Raw genomic sequence first — 21097 nt, 5'->3', positions numbered from 1 at the left:
AATATAAGGAGAAATATATGAAATATAAATCACAAAAAGTGGCTTATTGGTTCTTTGCAACTTGTATGCTACTTCTCAGTCTGCAAATTATATATGGTTTTATCATGGGATTTGCGCGTATTGGTTATGACGGATTACACGAATTTATCCCATTCAATGCGGCGCGCGCAACTCATACGAATTTGCTAGTGGTATGGCTACTAACGGGTTTTATGGGAGCAGCTCATTTCATTATACCGGACGAATCAGGAAGAGAAATTTATTCTGTAAAGTTAGCTTACATACAACTAGTGTCTCTGATAGTTGTAGGTGTAACAGCTATTATTGGATTTCATTTGAACTGGTGGGAAGGAAGAAAGTTTTTAGAAATACCAAGACCACTCGATTTTTTAGTGGTAATCAATGTTTTAACTTTCTTATTTAATATAGGAATGACCGTATGGAAAGGAAAGAAATTTTCGACAACAGGAATTGTTCTCTATCTCGGTCTTCTAGCGGCTGCTTTATTATACCTCCCGGGTATGATTTACTTTCACAACCAAACTTTAGACTCTTATTTTCGCTGGTGGGTTGTTCATCTTTGGGTAGAAGGTGTTTGGGAACTTATCATGGGATCAATTCTTTCTTATCTTTTAATTAAGCTTACCGGTGTCGATAGAGAAGTGATTGAAAAATGGCTTTATGTGATTGTGGGACTAACGTTTCTTTCTGGAATCTTGGGAACAGGTCATCATTACTATTTCATTGGCACTCCAAAATATTGGCTTTGGATTGGAGGAATTTTTTCAGCCCTTGAGCCACTTGCGTTTTTAGGAATGGCACTTTTTGCAATTAATATGTATCGCAAGAGTGGAAGAGTGCATCCAAATAAAGCTTCTCTCTATTGGACAATTGGTTGTGCTATCATGTCCTTTGTTGGTGCCGGTTTCTTGGGATTTGCCCATACTCTACCACAAGTTAATCTTTACACTCATGGGACGTTAGTTACAGCGATGCACGGCCATCTAGCATTTTGGGGAGCCTATGCAATGATAGTTCTGGCTATTATCTCTTATGCGCTACCGCTGCTTACGGGAAGAAAGCTCTGGAACAATATGACATCTCTTTTAGCATTTTGGATTTCCAATATTGGAATGCTTGGAATGACAGGAGCGTTCGCTGTAGCGGGTATTGCACAAGTTTACCTCGAGCGTAAACTTGGAATGGATTTTATGGTTGTCCAAAAAGAAATTGAAGTTCATTTTATAGGGCTCTTGTTTGCAGCCACACTATTTACGATTGGGATTATACTTTATATTTATAATTTTATAAAGTTTGGAATTCCTTCCGATGAAGTGTTACTACCAGAAGACGCAAGCGATGAACTACAGTTCTTAAACGAGAACGCATAATCATGAGTAATCACGAAATTCCTTATTACAAGCAAATCGGGAAAGAAGTAGAAATATTTGAACACGCCTTTCAAAAGAAGCTTCCACTTCTCTTGAAAGGTCCAACAGGAGCGGGTAAATCCCGCTTCGTTGAATTCATGAGCCATAAGTTAGGTCTTCCTTTAATTACGGTTTCCTGTCATGAAGAAACATCCGCAGTTGATTTAATTGGACGTTTTATCATTCGAGGCGCTGAAACTATCTGGCAAGACGGTCCTATGACGACAGCCGCAAGAACAGGTGCTGTCCTTTATCTAGACGAATTTGTAGAAGCAAGACCGGATACGTTAGTCGCTGTCCATTCTCTTACTGATCATAGAAGAGAACTCTATATCGATAGAATCAACGAAAAGTTAAAAGCAGCTGATTCTTTTTTACTCGTAGCTTCCTTTAATCCAGGGTATCAAAGAGGTTGGAAAGAATTAAAGCCTTCTACGCGGCAAAGATTTATTAGCCTCCATTTTGATTATCCTGAGCCAATGGTAGAAATGGAAATTGTGTCTGCTGAAACAGGACTCAAGGATACAGAATCGAGTAAGCTTGTAAGACTAGCGGGTAAGATTCGTAATCTGCAAGAGTTAGGATTAACGGAATCTCCTTCTACAAGACTTCTTGTCGATGCAGGTAAATTAATAGCAGATGGACTTCCTCCAAGACTTTCCTGTGAAGTCGCTATCATCCAACCTTTGACAGATGACTCCGATACGATCAAAGCACTAAAAGACTTAGTTGCTCTTTATTTTTAAAAACCGCATACAAGGAATAAGCCAATGGAACTTGATCAATATCTTTTTAAAAAAAGTTGGGGTTTACTAAAGCGTCTAATTGAAAGTAAACCCTCTACTCAATATCTAGAAACAGTTGTTCGATTGGAAGATTATTCTTCCGAATTAACTCTTCTTGCAAGGGCATTGACAGGAAAACCAATCGAAATCCTTCCGGCAGAAAGAGAAGGAGGTTGTAATGGACTTCTTTTCTTTTTACCGAAAGAGTATTCTCATACAAATTCAAAGCGACACAATCTAGATTTTTATATCTTTCGGGTTATCTATATGTCTTTACAAATTCAATACGAAATTTTGCAGAATGTGGATAATACTCGTAAATCGGAAAATCCTGCTTACTTCCTTCCATTTATATGTTCAAAAATGAAAGAAGAATTTCCCGGGTTAGGAAATTTTATAGACGAAGTCTTGGAAAGAGAGCGGCAATACCAGATTACCCATTTAAAAAGAGTAGACCTTTCTTATATTCATGGGAAGCGAATTCTAGAAAATACAATTTCAGGTAAGAAAAAAAATGGCTTAGATGAAAAAGATGCTCGTATTGAAAAGATAACCTCCGAAATAAAAGCCTCTCCTGTTGAGTCTATAGAAATTCACGAAGTAGATAAGAAGGCTATTAGTGATTATACGCTAGGTCATAATTTCGAGAAAATTGAAACAGCAGAAGAGTTTGGTGGGAACTGGCGTGATTTAGACGGAAGCGATGACTTGCAGACATTGGAAGATGCGATACGAGAACTGAAATTAAAAGACATGGTTCGAGTCGATGACGCAGTTCATTCTATCATTCAATCTGAGATGATTCTAAATTCGAATTTACAGGACAGTGCAGAGCTAGATAGCAAAGCGTTTTACCATGAGTACCCAGAATGGGATTTCAAAAAGAAAACCTACAAAGAAAAATATTGTAAAGTTTTTCCGGGTAACTTACGAGCTGTATCCGCTAGCTACTCCATGAAAACTATTTCAAAATACAAACCGACTCTAAGCAAATTAAAGCAAAAGATGAATCGTATTTCTAATCAATTGGAAACAGTTCGAAACGAAAGTTATGGAGATGAAATCGATATAGATGCTACAGTAGAATATCTTGCTGATTTAATTTCGAATCAAACTCCCAGAGAAAATATCTATTTATCTAAACGCAGAAGAAAAAGAGAAATATCAGTTTTAGTGCTGATAGATTTGAGTCTTTCTACTGATTCATTTGTGGAAGGAAAACGAATTTTGGATGTGGAAAGAGAGTCCACTTTGCTACTGGGAGAGATTTTACATGAGTTTGGAGATAGATTTCAGGTAAATGCATTTTCCTCAAGAACTAGAAATCATTGTGATTACCTGACCATAAAAGGTTTCGATGAAAATTGGAATAGCGCAAAACATAAAATAGGCGCACTCGAGCCTTTTGGTTATACTAGAATTGGTCCTGCTATTCGACACTCTCTAGAGTGCATTCAAAAAGAAAAAAGTAAATTAAAATGGATACTGATTTTATCGGATGGAAAACCAAATGATTACGATAGATACGAAGGTAAATATGGAATTGAGGACATTAAGCAATCCGTCAAAGAATGTAAGAGGGCAGGTGTTCATTTATTTGCACTTGCCATAGATAAAAAGGCTAAGGACTATTTGCCGATGATGCTTGGACTCGGTGGCTATCGGATATTACCTCATCCAGATGATTTGCCAGAAGCACTCGGAGATTTTTACATGCAGTTGTTGAAATGATTTATGAAAAAAATCTATTAAGCAACGGCAGCCGATTCAACATTCTTTGTCCTCGCTTTCGGTTGAGGAAACGGATAAGGTAGATTAGAAAGCTCAGCAATTTCTACCATTCGGTCATGCAAAAACACTGCATGATCGTCGTCCTTTGTAAATTGACGCATAGGTCCAAACTCAATATTGAGGTTAGTTCGTATAAACCCCTTAGAGTAGCGAAAACCAGCACAAACCACATTGAGCGGTATATTTGGCTTACCCACAATAAAGCGAAAGCCTGCTGCTTGTCCTTCGCCCATTGTCTGCCAATAGGTAGTCTCTTCCGGAAATAGCACCATTACATTTCCATTTCCTTTCCTTCGTCCACTTTCATCTAAGTCATAGAGAACTCTTTTGGCATGGACTAACATGTGTTTGCTCTTCTCAGGCTTATCTCGATCCAAGGGGATACCCCCGATTTTCCAGTAAAAGCCAAGATACCGACTTCTTGCAAGGCTTGCTTTCATGATACACCAGGCATGTCTGCCGATTGCAACTAGCATAGCATAATAACCAAGTGGAATATCTATTTCTATTGAATGTTTTGCTAGAATTAAGACGGGTCCATTTATTTTTAAATCAGGAGAAGAAATGATTTTCACTTTATAAAGTAAAACGGAAGCGAGACGACCGAGGAGTGCGAGTAGGTTAGAAGCAAACCATTTTTTACCTGGATGCACTTTGTAATAAAACAACATATTTAACAAAAGAAACGCTGTTAGTTAAAAAGCAATGAAAAATTATTTTTCCGTTGCAAGCTTTAATCTGTTTTTTAGATCTAATAGAGTAAAATGTTTTGAGGCAATTTTTTCTGTTTCGGAGGAAATTTTCTTTGCTCTTGTAAAATTGTTAGAAGAGATGAGTGCTTCCATCAAAGCTAGCTGATTCTCGATGTGGTAGGGATTACGTAGTCTTAGCCGTTCAAAACATTTTATAGCTGCGATGAAATTTTCTTTTTGTTTATATAATTGACCTAGTCGAAACAAGAACTCAGAGTCAATTGGATTTTTAGAAATATACTCCTCTCCATAATTGATTGCCTCTGAAAAATTTTGTGCCTCAATATTCTCAAGGGATAAATTTCGCAAATAATCGTAGTTTATTTTTTCCTGTAAATAAGTGATACGCATAAGGGAAAAATCATCTATGAGTATTCCTTTTCTGCAAGTTATTTCATAGATTTTTTTCAAATCGCCTTTTGCCTCCTGCACAGTATACAAAAATTCTTTTTCATCTTGATTTAAGGTTAAATCATTGAGTGCAAAGTCATCCCTTCCATCGGAACCGACAAAAATTGAATCCTCTTTGTGAAGTTGCTGCAGGCTAATAAATAATTTGTTAGAGGCAACAGGGCTTCCTAGTTTCGTAAAATAAATTTCCTTTTCTAACAGATTACAAACATTATCCCCATAGAGAGCAATTGATGGATGCTCCGAATTAATGAAATACAATACACCTGTATCTTCTTCAACCAAACCAATTACTGCCGAGACAAGCATTGTGCAATCGAAAGTAAGAAAGACTTTATGTAGTTCAATAAAAGTGTTCTTTAGCCATCGCTCCGGGCTGATATTTTTATCGGCTAAACTTGATTTGGTTCTTTCGATGATAGAAAAGAATACAGAACCAAAAACAATGGCACCTCCCGCGCCTTGTAACGATTTTCCCATAGCATCTGAATTAAAAAATAAAATATAATTTCTATTATTAAGCACTAAGTTTTGAGAATGACATAAGTCTCCCCCGATATTTTGCTCTTTCCCATAAAATTCAAATTTCTTTTTTTGAATGAGTAAAAAATCTACCTTAACTTTTTCACTTGTGGAATTATTGATGATGAATGGCTCTAGTAATAAAGAAGTGAGAAAATAATCTCCATCTTGCTGTATCCTAAGTTGATTGACTGTATTTAAAGTGGATTGTAATTCACTGGTTCGCTCCAAGATTTTTTGTTCTAGCTGATCAGAGTAGTCCTCTAATTTTTTGTTTGTCTTTTGTAAAGACCGTTTAAGATAATTAATCTTATCCGCAAGTCCAATCGAGATTAAAATAAGCATTGCCGCAAGTCCAAATTGAAAAGAAGAAAAGGTAAAAACATTTGCAGGAATAATGGAAGCATTCAAAAGTCCACGAATGATATTTCCAATTAAAAGTAAAATCCAAGAAATCATAAAGAAATAAGCAGGTCTAAATTTTTTATAACAAAGATAACTACCAACGCAAATGAAAATAAAATTATCTAGAAATAAAATAACAAGAATGCTATAGTAACCGATGGTAGGATAATTTGCAAATAAGGTATGAATTAAAATCAAATGAATTACGTCGAACCAAAGATGCATTCGCATAAATGTGTAGATAAGCGGTAAATACTTCTTTAATTCTAGATAGGAAGTGATAAAGACAATTTGTATCATAAGTAAAAAAGGAATATGAAAATAATTTTCCTTATTTGCTAACCAAGTATTTTCAGGGTAAAAATACTGAAAGGCAATTCCATGGAGAGATATGAGAATAATTAGAAAAGAGGAAATATAAATCGATAAATAAAAATAAACCTTTTCTCTTATAATTAGAAATAAAAGCAGATTATAAAAAATCATGATAGTCAAAAATCCATATAGGAGTCCATTGCTCAAATCTCTTATGGATGCTTCTTTATGAAATGCCGGAAACGATCTATATAGTTTAGGATTGATAAAGGAAATATTTGTTACGCTTTTCGTTCTTATATAATATATTTGTGGAGTATGGTAATTTGCCTCTAATTCGAAAACAAAATTTGTGTCGTCTATTTCTCTTTCTTTAAAGGGAAAAGTATCGCCGGTAATTGTCTTCTCATATTTCCCATTTTTAAATTTGTAAAGTTCAATATAATCGATTCTAGGAAAGGCTAGTTCAAGAATTGGATTTTGTAATTGGTTTTTTGAGTTGAGAATTGAAAAGCGAATCCAAAAGTAATTTGAGTTAAATCCAAAGTTGCCGCTAGTGTCCTTCGGCTTTTTCCAGTCTAAATCTTCTGTCAAAATTTTTTCAATGGTGATAGTATTTTCTTTATCTTCAATTACTTCAATGTATTCGCCTAGGTTTGTAGATTGAAAATTATCGCCTATGAAAACAGGAGCAATTTCTTTAGCTAAAATAGAATGATTATAGATTAGACCTAGGCTTAGGATAATGAATCGTGTAGTCTTAGAAATGAATCTATGGAATTTGACAATGTCTCTTTGTGTGTTTCCTGTAAATAGATTGGATGCTAAATATCGCATTACACATTTATTATTTGAAGTAAAGAAAAATGCAAGTCATTCTTGGTTCCTCCTAGGAAATTCGCATTACAATTATTTTGCGCTAAGCGATATTAAGTGAAGAGAGGGATTTCAAAGACAATCGCCGATTACACTATTAACACTGAAGAAATAATTCAATATTTTAGGCTAGTCATTTCTTTATTAATTGGAAGAGCGTTAGCATTACAAATGCAATTTAAAGAAATCCCAAATCTCTTCAGATGCATTTAACTCTTTTGTCTCTTTGCCCAGGTTAATGAATGGAATCTTCTGTGATAAACCCGGCCACATATGGCCTGCACCAATTAATTTATACAATCGAACCTTTACATTCTCCTTGCATCCTGGACAGGAATAAATTTCTAAACTAGTTTCATCCCTCTGTTTATTGATTGTTTCGATTGTTGCTTGTTTGCTACATTGATTCCATTCTATCCATCTGCGAACTGAGTCCTCAGCGCCTAACACCTCTTCGCCGTCAACTACATAACCACCTTCGTAGGGAACTAAAGGATCTTCTGTTCCACTGATAAATGCTACAGAAATTGGTTTTGCGGGAGTAGAATTCATTAAAACATTTTTTGAAATATGAGCCGTAACACTTACACCTGCTTTAAATAAATTGGTTTTTTCGATAAGCATTCTCTGTGTCATAAATCCACCGTTCGAATGTCCGGTTATGAAAATATAATTTTGGTCAATTGGATAATTAGCGGCTACACGTTGTATTACGCTTTCTATGAATTTTACATCGTTAATATTATTTTTATCAGCAGGAGTTCCACCCCGGCCGTCTGCCCAGCTACGATTGAATCCTTCGGGATAAAGAATGGCAAATCTTTCTCTATCGGCTATCGCATTCATATTGTAGCCTTCCATCATAAGCTTTGCAGTTCCAAATCGACCATGTAGCATAAGTAAAAGTGGGATTTTTTCTTCTGCGAGAATTTTTGTTTTTGGAAGATATACGATGTATTTTCTTTCAATTCCGTCTATAAGTATTGTTTCTAAAATGCCATCCTTTGGAATGGAGTTAATTCTTTGCATAATACGACAATGAATAAATGAGGTAAGGCAAATAACAAATATCCAGTAGAGAAGTCTCATTTTGTATCTCCTTGTAACTTCCAGGAATCTAAAATAGATTTATCAAAGGCAGAGGAAGGCCAAAAGAAAGGAGTAATGGGTAATAGGGATAAACCTCTAAGCTGGTCTAATTCTAAAACTAATTTGGAACTGCCTATTTCTTTTTTCCCCTCGGAAACGCGATAGGTGATTTCATGTTTGGTGATGGTGTAATAGGGAATGATCCCAGCAGTAAATAGACTGGCTATTAAGTTTACGAAATGTAGCGATATATATTTGTAAGAATATTCTTTCTCTTCTAAAATGACTTCTAAAAGAAAGGGAGAACTTTGATTATTCGTAAAACCTGAATTTAAAATTTCTGATTTTAATAAGTTTAATTCTTTTTCATAAAAATAAAAACCAGTAAATTCCAGGCGAATGTTCTTTGGAAATGAATTCGTTTTTTGTTTTTTTATAAAAACAGGCTCGTTGTAAATGCCTGCGCAGTTTATAAGAATGAATAAAAATCCAATTAGAGATAAGAATAATATTTTATTCATAGTTCTTCTCCGAATCAATTAGAAACATGAGCGCATAATCAGAATATATCGTTTTGATTTCTTTTTTATCATCAAAAAAACTAAGAGCGAGAGAAAGCCATCCAATAGCACGAACAGTCTCAACGGGATAAGAATACTCAGCCTTTTTTACATTTTGCTTCCAGACTCGAAAGGTTATAATTTCTTCTTTTACTTGAATGATGGGAATTACAAGGCGAGAAGCTGCTGATAGAACACGGTTTAAAATATAAAGCGAATAACGTCCCGGTCTTTTTTCGGCAACCCAGGATACCGGCTGAACTGGTTCTCCCAGTAAAATGGCAAGCTGGGGAGATTCATCGAGGATAATTTGTATTTTCCACTCAGAATCCGATTTTACGAAATGAGAAATACTTTTAAATTTGTCTGACCGAGTTAGAGCCTTTAGAATTTCTGTAGCCTTGATTTTATTTTCTTTGTCTTTCCATCCAATTAGTTCATAAGTTATATCCTTATCTAGTTTAGGTATATTCTGATTAACCACAGGTCTAGTTCCCAATAAAAAAGTAGAGCAATTGGAAAGAGAAAAAAGGATAAGTAAAATGAATATTGAATTTAGTAACATATATTAAAACGAAATTATACTATCAAAGAACAATGTCACCTCTAAAATTTAAATGGGGGTCTCAAGATGTTGAGATTCCCGACTGAAAATCTCGGGAATGACGAATTATTCCTATTTAAAAAAAAGTTTATACCAATAAGACTCACTGTCTCGAATTTTCCAAATGAATCCGTCGAGTGCGTAATGAGTTGCTTGCGGAAGAGTAAGAAGAGGGACAATCCAACTGAGAGTATCCTTGGCGCGGATAACAGGTAAGTTTGCGAAAGGTCCAAATACTTCTAAATGTTCTCTCCAGACAAAGCCCGCCCAGAGTCCTTCCTCGATATAGCCTAAAAATAAAAGAGCAAGAATAAAAACGGGAAAGGAATACTTAGCAAAAAAAACTTTATACTGAAACCGTTCCAAAATTAGCACAGAACTATCCTTATCCGCTTGCTTTTTCCCGTAGACCCAAACGAGTGAAATATAAGGAATCCCATGAGTAACTACATTCGTAATCGTAAAAACCATATCGCCATTCAGCAAGACGATACCAACATACCAGGAAAGTGCAGTTCCAAAGACAATTAGATTCTTAGCTAAATTAAATTCTCTGTGTAAATAAAAATTACGAAATTCTTTTGCGAGGTAAATAAGAATTAACCCGAGATAGAATACGAAGAAAATATCTTCAAAGATAGAAGGCAGTCCTGTAAAAAAATCTCCATCCGTAAACCAGCGAAAATTGCGGGGAAGATTGACATGCCAGTAGACGATCGGGTAGAGAGTAGAGGTATATAATAGTAATGCGTCAATTTCTCTAGACAAAGTCGATTCGGTATCGTTTCGTGAATAGAGTCTTAAGAAACCATATTGCTGTCTAATAAAGTGAAACACAGCAGAATAAGCAAGCACTCTCCAAAATACAGCAGCTCCTATCATATGTAAAATCACCCCTATAAAAAAAATGCCCAAAGGCAGAACTGTATAGAGAGTTTTATTTTCAGAGAATTCTTTTTTATTAAAGTAAGTCCTAAAAAGTGAGCTATAGACATGGGAGACATCAATACATAATACAAATACAACCCAAGCCCAAAGCGGTAAAATATCCGTAGCCGCAAAACTTTCCGCAAACAATAAAACAAAAAGAACCGCAAGAAAAGGAGGCGATAAAATAAACACCAAATCAAAAGTTTTATTATAAAGCCAGGAATGGGAATTAGTATTGTTCATTTAATCTTTAAATATTGTTATGCTTATAAAGAAGCGTCACTTCCGAAATTTTCTATCGGGGGTCTCAAGTAGTTGAGATTCCCGATAGAAAATTTCGGGAATGACACTGTAGCTTCAATATTCCTTAACATCTTATCCGTGTTCATCTGTGGTAATCATTTAAGAGTATTTTTTTTGCGGCTTCGCAGCCGCGGTATTGGGCTTCTTCGAAAATGGAAATTCCACTCATGTCAGAGTGAGCGAATTCTATTCCTTGAAATGGTTTAAGCATAGCCTGTCTCTTTTCGCTCCAGAGATAATCAATTCCGGGGCTAACCATACCATGCCCCCAGACCCAGAGATCCATTTCTGTAATTTCTTTTGTAATGCCTGCATGCATTTTTTCTAAGTCGGGAAGAATCATTTCGATCCAGTCTTCTTTACTTCTTCTAAATGCTTTTAGTCTTTCCGATTTTAAATCGCCTTCATCGAGAGGCAAATAATAAGTAATCACAACTTCTTTGCGGTTTATTTTTAAATCTTGATGGTTGGCAACGATATAACCAAGAGAGCGACTGTAAAAGCTTACATTATCCCAGGAAAGAGGAACTCCATTTCCGGAGGGCTTTTGTTTAAGAGTTATATTGGCAATTAACCAGGGAGAAAAATCAAGAGTATCCGCAGAATCATTTTTATAGCCCTGGATTACTTTTTTTGCAGTGTAGCGAGGGGCAGCGTAGATTATTTTTTTTGCTTTGTATCGAGTCGTTGATTTTGTATCAGGATTTATCGTATCAATCAAAAATTCTCTTTCCCCACTTTTCTCGATGCGATAGGTTAGGGTATTTGTTTTAATTTGAGCCTGGTTTATTTCTCTTAGGTTTTTTACAAGAAATCCATTTCCAGAAGGCCAGGTCAGAACTGTTTGCGAGTCCGCGTTATAGGCTTTGCCAGCTCGTGAGGCAAAGTAGTGTAAGCCCGCCCAGGCAGAGACTTTGGAATGAGAAACACCATAGTCATCCCGACAGCTATATTCTACATACCAATGCAGGTATTTAGAAGTCCAACCTCTTTTGTTCATGAAGTCAAGCATACTGATTTTATCGAGTTCTAGAAATTCTGAATCTTTAGAGCTAAATTCAATTGGAATGGCAAATAAGAATTTGCCGTCATTTCCTTTTTTGGTTTTGAGAGATTCTACAAAGCTAAAGAATTCATTGTATTGTTTTTTATCTTCTACTGGAATTCCGCGAGCAGGAATAAGACCTTCTTGCCAGAGTCCTTGAAAGTAAAGCCTTTCATTCGGATCGGCACAGAGATAAAATTCATCATAGACGGGGAGCCCATTCTTATACCCTGTAATAATTTTGAGTTCTTCAAACAGCTCTCGCACATACTTTGCATTTTCCCCAGGAAGTGGAATATAGTGTGCGCCGTAAGGATATTGGCTAGTAGAATTCTCTCCCGAGCTAGAATTTCCGCCAACATGATTGTCCATTTCTAGAATTAGAAAATCTTTGTAGCTATTCTTTAATAAATACCATCCAGCGGATAATCCGGCAATGCCACCGCCAACAATCACAGGCTCAACTTCTTTTATCTCTTTAGGAATTTCCGCAATTCCTTCTCTCAGTAAATGCCCCGCTTTAAAATGTGCCCCAGAAATTTTTACGGGACAACCCTATTCTTTCGAAGAGAAGAATTTTCTTCCTCCGAGATATGCGGATAATGCGCCTAAACCAAAAAGAGAGGATAGTTTTAAGAATTGTTTACGATTCATAAGAGTTATAAATTCATTACACCTGTCATTTCGAACCTTGCATTGTGAAGTGCGCGAGAGAGCGCATAACGAGAAAGCCGTGAGAAATCTATCTGGCAAAGAAACGATAGTGCTAAGGGAAATAGACCTCTCACAGTGTTTCGACTTTCGGCTATCGCCAAACAACACCAACGAATGTTTGAGGTGACTGAAGTAGGTAACACCGAGTGCACCGATAACAGATACGATAATTCATTTATTATAAATATAATTACATTCATAAAACTCTTCATTGTTTTTTATCCGTGTTCATCTGTGTTCATCCGTGGTAAGTCTTCTTTTTCTGTGCGGTATTGAGGTTAATGCGCGTATTCTTCCCATTCTTCTTCGAAGAGTCGGACGAGAACCTGGTTGTTTAATTTATTCACTTCTTTGGAAGAGACGACCATGTCGTTTGGAAAAACAGGAAGAGTCTTCGCGATTTCACCATTGATATATTTTAATCCAGAAGGAAATTCATTTGGAATTGTAAATTTAGAATTGGAAATTAAAATATAACCCCAATCCCCAAAAGCAGGAACATAGACATGATAGGGAACAGTTTGAAAGCCTACCGATTTCAGGGTGTTATCCACACACCAAAAAGTCTTTTTAGCAACATAGGGAGAAGTGCTTTGAATGACACCAACGCCTTCTTCTGAAATTGCTTTTTTTAGAAGTCGATAGAATGAATTTGTATAAAGCTTACCTACAGAATAATTACTCGGGTCAGGAAAGTCAACGACTACAAAATCAAACTTGGTCTCATTGGTTTTAAGCCAGAGAAATGCATCTTCGTTATAAATTTTTAATTTAGAGGATGACAGAGATTTGCCGTTCAAATCGGTCAACGCCTCATGCTTAGAAAATAGATTTGTGATTTCGGAATCTAAATCGACTAAGACAATCTCTTCCACTGTTTTGTATTTTAAAATTTCTCTTACCGCAAGTCCATCACCGCCACCTAGAACTAAAACGCGTTTAGGATTTGAAATTCCAGCAAGACCAAAGTGAACAAGTGCTTCGTGGTAGCGGTATTCATCACGAGAGGAAAATTGTAAGTTGCCGTTTAGAAATAAACGAAAGTCATCGTTTGCCTTTGTGAGAACAATTCTTTGATACTTGGAGTATTTAGAATAAATCACTTTGTCGGGGTAACTGGCCGTTTCCGCAAATCCGAGAATTCGGTCTGAATAAACAAATCCAGCGAGTAACGAGAGTAAGCCTATGAACATAGCAAGCTTTAAAGTTTTAAGCCAGGGAATTTCTTTTTCAAAAAGATAAAGAGTCCAGATCCCAGTTAATACGTTTAGAATTCCAAATAAAAAAGCAGTTCGGACAAGTCCTAGATGGGGAACTAAAAGAAGGGGAAAGAGTAGGGAAGCAAAAAGGGCTCCAATATAATCAAAGGTAAATACTTTGGAGACAAGATCACTAAATTCAAAATGAGATTTTAAAATTCGCATCATGAGAGGAATTTCTAAACCAACAAGTGTGCCTGTGATAGAAACCATGGCATAAAGAAGTGTTCGAAAGGAAGCGACATACTCAAACGACAAAAATAGAATAGCCGCTGAAAATCCACCGACTAGACCAATTAAAAGTTCAACTTGAATAAATACCCCGATGAGGTTACGGCGTATATACTTCGAGAGAAAAGAGCCAATTCCCATCGAAAATAAATAGCAACCAATGACAGTTGAGAATTGTGTGATAGAGTCTCCGAGTAGATAACTCGCAAGAGAGCCCGCAATTAATTCATAGACAAGTCCACAGGTTGCAATTATGAATACAGAAAAAAGTAAAACATAGGACATCTTACTCGTGACTAACTATGAATTGCCGCTGCGATGATGATGGACATTCCTAAAATCATGGCTGCTGCTGTGATGGCTAAAGACATATTATTCTTTTCACCAATCTCTTTCCAGAGTTCGCCTGGAGTAAGTTTGTCAAACATATAACAAGAAATTCCAAGAACGATAAGTCCAATTCCTGAATAAAGAAAGGCGTTGATAATATTTTTTAAGCTGATTAAATCCATAATAAATCTCCTGATTTTATTTTATTTATGATACGAGCTATGACCTTTCGGTCCCCATTTTCCAGCAGAGCTTAGCATTCCCGAGCAGCTCCATTGAGTGATACCTGTAACAATAAGGTAGGCACATACTACAATTCCATAGATGAGAAATTTTTTTGGGTTCATTCTGAATCATCCTCCCCGGAGTCATCAACTGCATAAGGCGAAAAATCACTTTCTGACCAGCGGTTAATTTCAAATTTGCGCGTTTTCCACCAAACAAATATTGGATAAAGAGAAATAAAAAGTAATGCATACCAGAAATTTTCCCAAATAAGAGCTCCTGTCCTTACTTCTATATCAAAAATTACTGGATTATTGGTAAGAGCCGTTGGTGGTGATGGGTCTGAGGGAGAAGTCGTTCCAAGAGGAGGACCGGAAACTTCGAAGTTTAAATGGTATTTGCCTTTGGGAACTGATTCAATTGTGCGAGAAGTGCTAGTGCTTCCTTCCGACCAGGCTCCATCGCTATCCGTTCCAGTGTAGTATTCAAGTCCGGTTTCAAATTCTTCAGTCTCCCCATTTTCATCGTTTACAAAGTCTCCACCTATTTCAAGCCAGGTATTATTTATCGGAGCCGACATATTAATATCGATAGTAGTCCTTTCTTTGATTTCAAATTGAGGGGTTACTTTTGCTTTGCCTTTATCTTCGGAGGTAAATGTCATATATCCTTTGTAGACAGTTTCACGGCTATGACCAAAGCATGTGCCAATATGAATGAGTAAAATTGCATAAGCAAAGTATTTCCAATACTTTCTGATTTGGGCTGAATCTTCTGGACTGTAAGGCGAAGGCTGATTAGGCGCAACTCCAGTCTGAACTGGCATTGGTTTATCAGTTGGAACTTCAAAGGCAATACGAATAGTCTCTGCTTCCACGTATTGTCCGAGTGACCAGACAATTTCATCAGCAGTCGATTCCATGCTTAAAATTTCAGGAGGAGCGATAAATTCCTGGAGGTCGACTTGCTCACCGACTCGAACTTGCCAGTAAAATTCTCCTAGCACATAAGTGACCTTAGCCGTCCCCCTATTGAACAAGTCAAAATACTTATCGTCGTATTGAATAGGTTTTTCGAATTCGGTATTACTTTTTGATTTGCCTTTCGGCTGGTCTTTGATAGTAGTTACAAAAGACCAATGTCCGCCGTATTCGGTGAGCCATCGAAAACCTTTCCAGGGGTTAAATAACAAGTATTCACTCCAGACGTATTGACCACTCTGGTCACATCTTTCCATGTAGCCTATCGTTTCCCAGAGAGTGCCAAAAATTTCTCCTCGTTGTCCGAGGGCAATAATGGTTCGCCGCTGGACTTTATTAGTGAATGCGTCTACTACTTTGTAGTTTTCATCATTAGTATCGATGATAGAAGAGCAGTAAGAGCATACAACGTTAATAGTGCTACCAATGGCACGAATGTTTACAGAGCCAGCACAATTGGGACAGCTAAATGTTTTTACATGAGGAGAACTTTGATTTGCCACTGTTACCAACCTTCCACCTGTCTTTGATTTTCTAGTTTGAGCTCTTCGATGTCGATGTATTTGCCAACAAATAAATGCTTTTCATCAGAGGTATAATCAATATTACAAAACTTACTTCCAGAAGAGTGAAAGTCAATACTAGTAGATTTTCTACCAACAATGCATTTAAAAGGAAGCTCGCCTTCGCTCCCTTTGCAAGTAACTTGTTTTACATCGTCAGCGGTATATTGTGTTTTGCCGACAGTAATGATTGCTCCCGGTACAAGTGCACCGAGTGATGGGTAGTCTTTGAATTCGCGGTCTTCGAAGCTAACCATGATAAACCCCTGCGCGTCTGCAAGCCAACCGTCTTTGCCACTTTGGAACGTCATATACCATTCATTCCAGCTTCCATTTTCATAACCGATGCGTTGTCTGCCTACGATTTCAAATTTGTCTTTGCCTAAAATTCCTGTGGTGCCGATTTGAATCGGGCTCATGTCGGGAGGCATTTCACTCATCTTGCCTAGGATTTCTAAATCTTTATCGTGACGAACGATAGTGGATTTACAATAATTACAAACAGCCATAAAGGCGAATCTAGATTTGAAAGGGACTTCGGCTCCGCATGATGGACAGGATGGTTTCATTGAATGTAATTTCTCTTTTCGATTTTCTTTGTCAACTGATTTATGAAAAGATTTGGGCGTTCCCTGCCATCAATTTAGAATGATTTTAAACCAATTAGAAGTAGGGCAGGTCGGGCTCTCAAACGCGCTCGCTTGGAAATCGCAGTTTAGTTTGAACTTTAATTCCTTGCGCTCGTGCTTATTCGATCCCTAACGCTCGAGTTTGTTTTATCCAAACACTACGCTACGCATACTCATAGAGCCCATGTCAATGGAGTCATTGAAAAATTGAAATTGATCTGAATTATCTCTCAATCCTAAAATGTAAAGAAGTGGGAGGTAATGCTCGTTAGTCGGATGCGCGAGAGTTGCAATTTGTCCCAGTTTCTGATATTCAAGTAGTGGTTTTGCGTTATTATCCTCTATGCTTTTCTTGACTATTGCATCAAATTCTACTGCCCAATCGAAAGGCTGCGCATTTTCTTGCCATCGAACCTGTCTGAGATTGTGCACAACGTTTCCACTTCCTATGATAAGCACACCTTTAGATCGGAGAGAAGAAAGCTCTTTTCCTAAATCAAAATGAAATTGAAGTGACTTATAGTAATCAATGCTCATCTGAAATACTGGAATGTCTGCCTTAGGAAACATATTCTTCAATACAGCCCAAGTTCCATGATCGAGTCCCCATTCATAGTCTTCTAGAACGTTAGTCGCCTTCACTGTTTCAATCGCAAGCTTTGCGTATGTAGGCGAGCCGGGTGCAGGGTATTGTTGTTGGAATAATTCTTCCGGGAAACCCCCAAAGTCGTGAATGGTCTCTGGCTTGTCAGTCATCGTCACTGCGGTTCCTTTTGTTAGCCAATGTGCGGATACGCAAAGTATGGCTTTTGGGGTAGGAATTTTTTTTCCAAGTTCTTCCCACTTTGACTTATAGGGATTATCCGTTATTGCAAACATTGGATTTCCATGTCCTACAAATACAACAGGCATTTTCCCTGACTCTGCTTTGCCTTGCAATATATTTCCAAATTCTTTTATATTCATATCACATCCTGCTATCGTTACTAAGGATAAGTATTTTAAAAAATCTCTTCTATCCATTTTCGTTTGCATTATCTATCTCACTCAATTACATGAATAGTCAAATCCTTTTTTACTATTGGAATTTTTAAAATTATATTTCAGGAAAAAAGTATTTGCCATTTTTATATTTGTCTTACAGAATGTCTTACAGGAGTTAGTTATGACCGTTCGAATGCCGCCGGAACTTAGAAAAGAATTGATGGACATTGTTAAGTTTGAGAATTTAACCCTCTCAGAAGTTGTAAAACATGCATTAGCTATGTATTGCGATGAATACTTTTCCAAGCAAACTCCTTACGAAATTGGAAAGCAAGGCTTTGGTATTTTCTCTAGTGGTCGCACTGATATTTCTAAGAATCGCAAAAAAGAATTGGACAAGATTTTGCATGATAAAATCTCTCATTGATTCAGGACCTCTTTATGCGCTTTATGATAAATCTGATTCTTATCATGAGCAGATAGTTGATTTTATGCGCTCCTATAAAGGTTTCTTGTATACATCTGATTTTGTAATCGCGGAGGTTTCTCATCTTCTTCGTCGTTCTGTGCGAGCACAGATTGTTTTTTGGGAGTTTATTTCAGCCGGTGGACTTCATGCATTGGAGTTTAAGAAAGAATACTATATTCGAATTCTTGAGTTAGCAAAGAAATATCGCGATCTTCCGATGGATTTAGCAGACGGCTCTCTCATTGTTCTTTCGGAAGAGCATTCCATTCCAAACATAATTACCATCGATGGTGATTACAAGGTTTATCGTACCAAGGGAAAGAAGGCGCTAAAGAATTTATTTAAAGTGCTCTAACTTTTCTACTACTTAAATTTTTTACTTGTAATTTGACAATTTGTAGAAAAACTTCAAATACTGTGAATTGGTTCCGATTCGAAACTATTAAACTTAGGTTAATTAAACGTTTTTTCTTATCGACAAGTGCGATATCGGTGCGTCTTCCTCTCAACCTAAATATTGTCGGAAAAAATTATCACCTTGAGACTAGTTTAATTTCTAAAGAATATATCTACCTAAAAGTATATGAGGAAGACTTTGAGTTTTTGCCTTCGTCTTTTTCTCATTTGATTTTATTCATGCACTTGGATTTATTTAACAATGGAAAAATTGATTTGGAAGGAAAACTAATTTCTGTAGATCGTCTGAGCGGGAGTAGGTTGGGACTTTGGATTTCTTATAACACAGAAGTGGATGCAGACAAGAAGACTTTGTCGGAATTTGTGGTTAATCATTATACTCCGCGCTATAGCGTTCGCTTCCATGTCGAGATTAAAACTCAGACAAAGCTAATCCGAGCTGAGGCAATGAATCTTTCTGAGAAAGGAATCTTTATAGAGGCACCTTTAGATCGATTGGAAGAAGGGGAAGCCTGCACTTTGATTCTCTATCCTGAAAATCTTACTATACCTGTAGAAGCGGAGGTGAGTTGGATTAACAAAGGAAAAATGTATGATCGACCAAATGGTTATGGATTAAGATTTCTTTCAGATAAAAAAACTGAATCAAAGATTTTAAAGTATTTGGATTTATTAAAAAATCGCTCTGCTATGCTGCGCTGAAAAATAGAAAATGGGAATGTTCTTTCAAAACCTTGATAAAAGAGATTTGTTTCTGGTTGCTTTTTTCTCGGGGCTAATTTTTATTTTGTGCTCATTTTATTTTCTATTTATAATACCAACTAAACCAGTCGTTTCTAATCATTCCAATTTGAATTCAACAATCATTGCTCTCGAATTAATTGGAAATGTGGAAGATTATAATAACCTATTAGGAGTAGTTGATAACACTAAATATCAATTTTACTCTGATAGTTTTTTAAAGTCGATAGATGTTGATAATTTTTATATTTTCATTTACAGCTTTTATTTTTTAATTTTATTTGAAATTGGATTTAGATCAAATTCTTTTTCTCAAAAACTTCCTTTTGTTTTTTACAGTTTGCTTCTGTTTTGTATCGTCTTTGATCTTTCAGAGAATTATAAAATTTCTACTGTTTTAAATGCTAAGTCAGCAGAACAACTCACTGAATCGATTCAGAATCTACGTATGATTAGCCTCTGCAAGTGGTTTATCTTTTTTTTGATGTCTGGCTTTGTTGGAGTATTGTTTTGGCTTTCAACGGAGAACGCTTTGCTTAAAATTGCAGGACTTTTCCTTTTTACTGCTTTTGTTACAAGCCTAGCAGGGCTATTTCGATTTAGTCTTATCGAAATAGCTAGCTATATACTTTCTCTTGGTCTTTTATTTTCCTGGATTTATATTATCCAAAAAAATTATCATTTTTTATTTTTAAAATAAATATATCCTCGTCCATTTTTAATATCAATTTTTGTATTTAGATTTTGACTTAGGATGGAATATTCATGCAAAAAATCTTCTGCTTCCTGATACGGCAAAGGACGAACCAAATGTTCGGAGTCTTGAAATTTTCCGAAAATGGGAATTATTTCGCAAAAAAGTAATTCTTTATTTTCAAAATGAAGCATTACTGCGATATTATGGTTTAAATATTGGTTTCGGCTTCCAAATAAAAAATTTCCCAATGAATAGATAATGACTCCGTTTTTGTATTTTTCAACTCCTTGTGGTATGTGCGGGTGATGACCAATAACCACTGTGAATCCAAAATTAACCAATTCATGTGCCTGCTTTATCTGCTCTTTGGTAGGCTCCGGACTGTATTCCACTCCCCAATGAACGGAGAGCATTTGTATCTTATCCTTATTTTCCTTTTCTTCAATGATTTTCTTTAAACGATTTAATTGAAGTGGAGCGACTCCGGGCTTTGTATCAGTTGCGAATAATCTTGCTTCGCCGATATTGCTAACAGAAATTAAGTTTAATGATTTATTTCGAATTGTTATTTCATTTGGTTTAAAAGCTTCCTTTATATTTTTTCCCATTCCAGCAAAGAGAATATTCTCTTTTTTCAAATTTTCAATCGTATCTTCTAATCCTTTTTTTCCGTAATCCATGGAATGATTATTTCCTAAGAAGACTAGGTCTATATTGATTTTTTTCAGAAGACTGATGTCTTCTGGCTTAGCATTGAATACATAAGATTTGGATTCATCCATTTCTTCTTGCGAGTTTGCAATTGGTGTTTCTAGATTTACCATTCTGAGATCGGCTTCGAGGAAAAGAGGAATTAGCCCCTCCACTGGAGCAAAATCCCCTCGTTTTTGTCTGGTTTCACGTAGTCCCCAATTGAACATGACATCGCCCGCCACCAGAATTTTCAAGGTTCTTGGACGTTTTTGAACATCTGCCAAAAGTGGCAGAATGAGAAGGTAGGCTAGAGGTAGCATAACTTTCCAACCCATAAATGAACTCAT

Annotated in this window: 21 protein-coding genes; 7 read left to right on the top strand and 14 right to left on the bottom strand. The window is 36.5% G+C overall.

Going from position 1 to position 21097, the window contains the following annotated elements; translation table 11 throughout:
* Window positions 1-17: 17 nt before the first annotated feature.
* The 3 genes from IPH52_12790 to IPH52_12780 are packed head-to-tail and all read left to right on the top strand — an operon-like array spanning window position 18 to window position 3946.
* A complete protein-coding gene (locus IPH52_12790; GenBank protein ID MBK7055905.1) occupies window positions 18-1391 on the top strand; it encodes a cbb3-type cytochrome c oxidase subunit I in 1374 nt (457 codons plus the stop codon).
* Window positions 1392-1393: 2 nt separating this feature from the next.
* Window positions 1394-2176 carry a CbbQ/NirQ/NorQ/GpvN family protein gene (locus tag IPH52_12785; GenBank protein ID MBK7055904.1) on the top strand — a complete coding sequence of 261 codons (783 nt, stop codon included), beginning with the start codon at window positions 1394-1396 and terminating at the stop codon, window positions 2174-2176.
* A gap of 24 nt (window positions 2177-2200) precedes the next feature.
* Entirely contained in the window at window positions 2201-3946 is a 1746-nt protein-coding gene (locus IPH52_12780; protein MBK7055903.1) for a VWA domain-containing protein, read from the top strand.
* A 17-nt stretch (window positions 3947-3963) separates the two neighbouring features.
* Here IPH52_12780 and IPH52_12775 read toward each other — a convergent pair whose 3' ends face one another.
* The 13 genes from IPH52_12775 to ygiD form a co-directional block, all read right to left on the bottom strand.
* Entirely contained in the window at window positions 3964-4686 is a 723-nt protein-coding gene (locus tag IPH52_12775; protein MBK7055902.1) for a 1-acyl-sn-glycerol-3-phosphate acyltransferase, read from the bottom strand.
* Window positions 4687-4719: 33 nt separating this feature from the next.
* Complete coding sequence (locus IPH52_12770) at window positions 4720-7248, bottom strand: SpoIIE family protein phosphatase (GenBank protein MBK7055901.1); 2529 nt, start codon at window positions 7246-7248, stop codon at window positions 4720-4722.
* Between the two features lie 204 nt (window positions 7249-7452).
* Window positions 7453-8376: a prolyl oligopeptidase family serine peptidase gene (locus IPH52_12765; GenBank protein ID MBK7055900.1), complete on the bottom strand. Its 924-nt coding sequence runs from the start codon at window positions 8374-8376 to the stop codon at window positions 7453-7455.
* Window positions 8373-8897, bottom strand: a complete 525-nt coding sequence (locus IPH52_12760; protein MBK7055899.1) for a hypothetical protein — start codon at window positions 8895-8897, stop codon at window positions 8373-8375. The genes IPH52_12765 and IPH52_12760 overlap by 4 nt, the downstream gene beginning before the upstream one ends.
* Window positions 8890-9501 carry a hypothetical protein gene (locus tag IPH52_12755; GenBank protein MBK7055898.1) on the bottom strand — a complete coding sequence of 204 codons (612 nt, stop codon included), beginning with the start codon at window positions 9499-9501 and terminating at the stop codon, window positions 8890-8892. Before IPH52_12755 ends, IPH52_12760 begins: the two co-directional genes overlap by 8 nt.
* Window positions 9502-9612: 111 nt before the next feature.
* Entirely contained in the window at window positions 9613-10713 is a 1101-nt protein-coding gene (locus IPH52_12750) for a hypothetical protein (protein MBK7055897.1), read from the bottom strand.
* A gap of 142 nt (window positions 10714-10855) precedes the next feature.
* Window positions 10856-12274: an NAD(P)-binding protein gene (locus IPH52_12745; protein MBK7055896.1), complete on the bottom strand. Its 1419-nt coding sequence runs from the start codon at window positions 12272-12274 to the stop codon at window positions 10856-10858.
* A 536-nt stretch (window positions 12275-12810) separates the two neighbouring features.
* Window positions 12811-14307: a polyamine aminopropyltransferase gene (locus tag IPH52_12740; protein ID MBK7055895.1), complete on the bottom strand. Its 1497-nt coding sequence runs from the start codon at window positions 14305-14307 to the stop codon at window positions 12811-12813.
* Window positions 14308-14318: 11 nt separating this feature from the next.
* Window positions 14319-14534: a DUF350 domain-containing protein gene (locus IPH52_12735; GenBank protein MBK7055894.1), complete on the bottom strand. Its 216-nt coding sequence runs from the start codon at window positions 14532-14534 to the stop codon at window positions 14319-14321.
* A 21-nt stretch (window positions 14535-14555) separates the two neighbouring features.
* Window positions 14556-14699 carry a hypothetical protein gene (locus IPH52_12730; GenBank protein MBK7055893.1) on the bottom strand — a complete coding sequence of 48 codons (144 nt, stop codon included), beginning with the start codon at window positions 14697-14699 and terminating at the stop codon, window positions 14556-14558.
* Complete coding sequence (locus IPH52_12725; protein ID MBK7055892.1) at window positions 14696-16060, bottom strand: DUF4178 domain-containing protein; 1365 nt, start codon at window positions 16058-16060, stop codon at window positions 14696-14698. The genes IPH52_12730 and IPH52_12725 overlap by 4 nt, the downstream gene beginning before the upstream one ends.
* Before the next feature lie 2 nt (window positions 16061-16062).
* Entirely contained in the window at window positions 16063-16689 is a 627-nt protein-coding gene (locus IPH52_12720; GenBank protein MBK7055891.1) for a DUF4178 domain-containing protein, read from the bottom strand.
* A 207-nt stretch (window positions 16690-16896) separates the two neighbouring features.
* Window positions 16897-17772: a 4,5-DOPA dioxygenase extradiol gene (ygiD, locus tag IPH52_12715; GenBank protein ID MBK7055890.1), complete on the bottom strand. Its 876-nt coding sequence runs from the start codon at window positions 17770-17772 to the stop codon at window positions 16897-16899.
* Between the two features lie 142 nt (window positions 17773-17914).
* On the opposite strand from ygiD, the gene IPH52_12710 reads away from it, so the two are divergent.
* The 4 genes from IPH52_12710 (at window position 17915) to IPH52_12695 (ending at window position 20060) form a co-directional block, all read left to right on the top strand.
* Window positions 17915-18160 (top strand): CopG family transcriptional regulator, encoded by a 246-nt coding sequence (locus IPH52_12710; protein MBK7055889.1) that lies wholly within the window; start codon window positions 17915-17917, stop codon window positions 18158-18160.
* Complete coding sequence (locus IPH52_12705; protein MBK7055888.1) at window positions 18141-18557, top strand: PIN domain-containing protein; 417 nt, start codon at window positions 18141-18143, stop codon at window positions 18555-18557. The genes IPH52_12710 and IPH52_12705 overlap by 20 nt, the downstream gene beginning before the upstream one ends.
* Window positions 18558-18619: 62 nt before the next feature.
* On the top strand, window positions 18620-19321 hold the full coding sequence (locus tag IPH52_12700) for a PilZ domain-containing protein (protein MBK7055887.1): 702 nt from the start codon (window positions 18620-18622) through the stop codon (window positions 19319-19321).
* A 16-nt stretch (window positions 19322-19337) separates the two neighbouring features.
* Window positions 19338-20060 (top strand): hypothetical protein, encoded by a 723-nt coding sequence (locus tag IPH52_12695; GenBank protein MBK7055886.1) that lies wholly within the window; start codon window positions 19338-19340, stop codon window positions 20058-20060.
* Here IPH52_12695 and IPH52_12690 read toward each other — a convergent pair.
* Window positions 20039-21097 carry a CapA family protein gene (locus IPH52_12690; GenBank protein MBK7055885.1) on the bottom strand — a complete coding sequence of 353 codons (1059 nt, stop codon included), beginning with the start codon at window positions 21095-21097 and terminating at the stop codon, window positions 20039-20041. The two genes, IPH52_12695 and IPH52_12690, sit on opposite strands and share 22 nt — an antisense overlap.

The organism is Leptospiraceae bacterium, assembly GCA_016708435.1.
Lineage (GTDB): Bacteria > Spirochaetota > Leptospiria > Leptospirales > Leptospiraceae > UBA2033.
The sequence above is the reverse complement of the archived record's forward strand: the minus strand, read 5'-3'. Positions and strand labels throughout refer to the sequence as shown.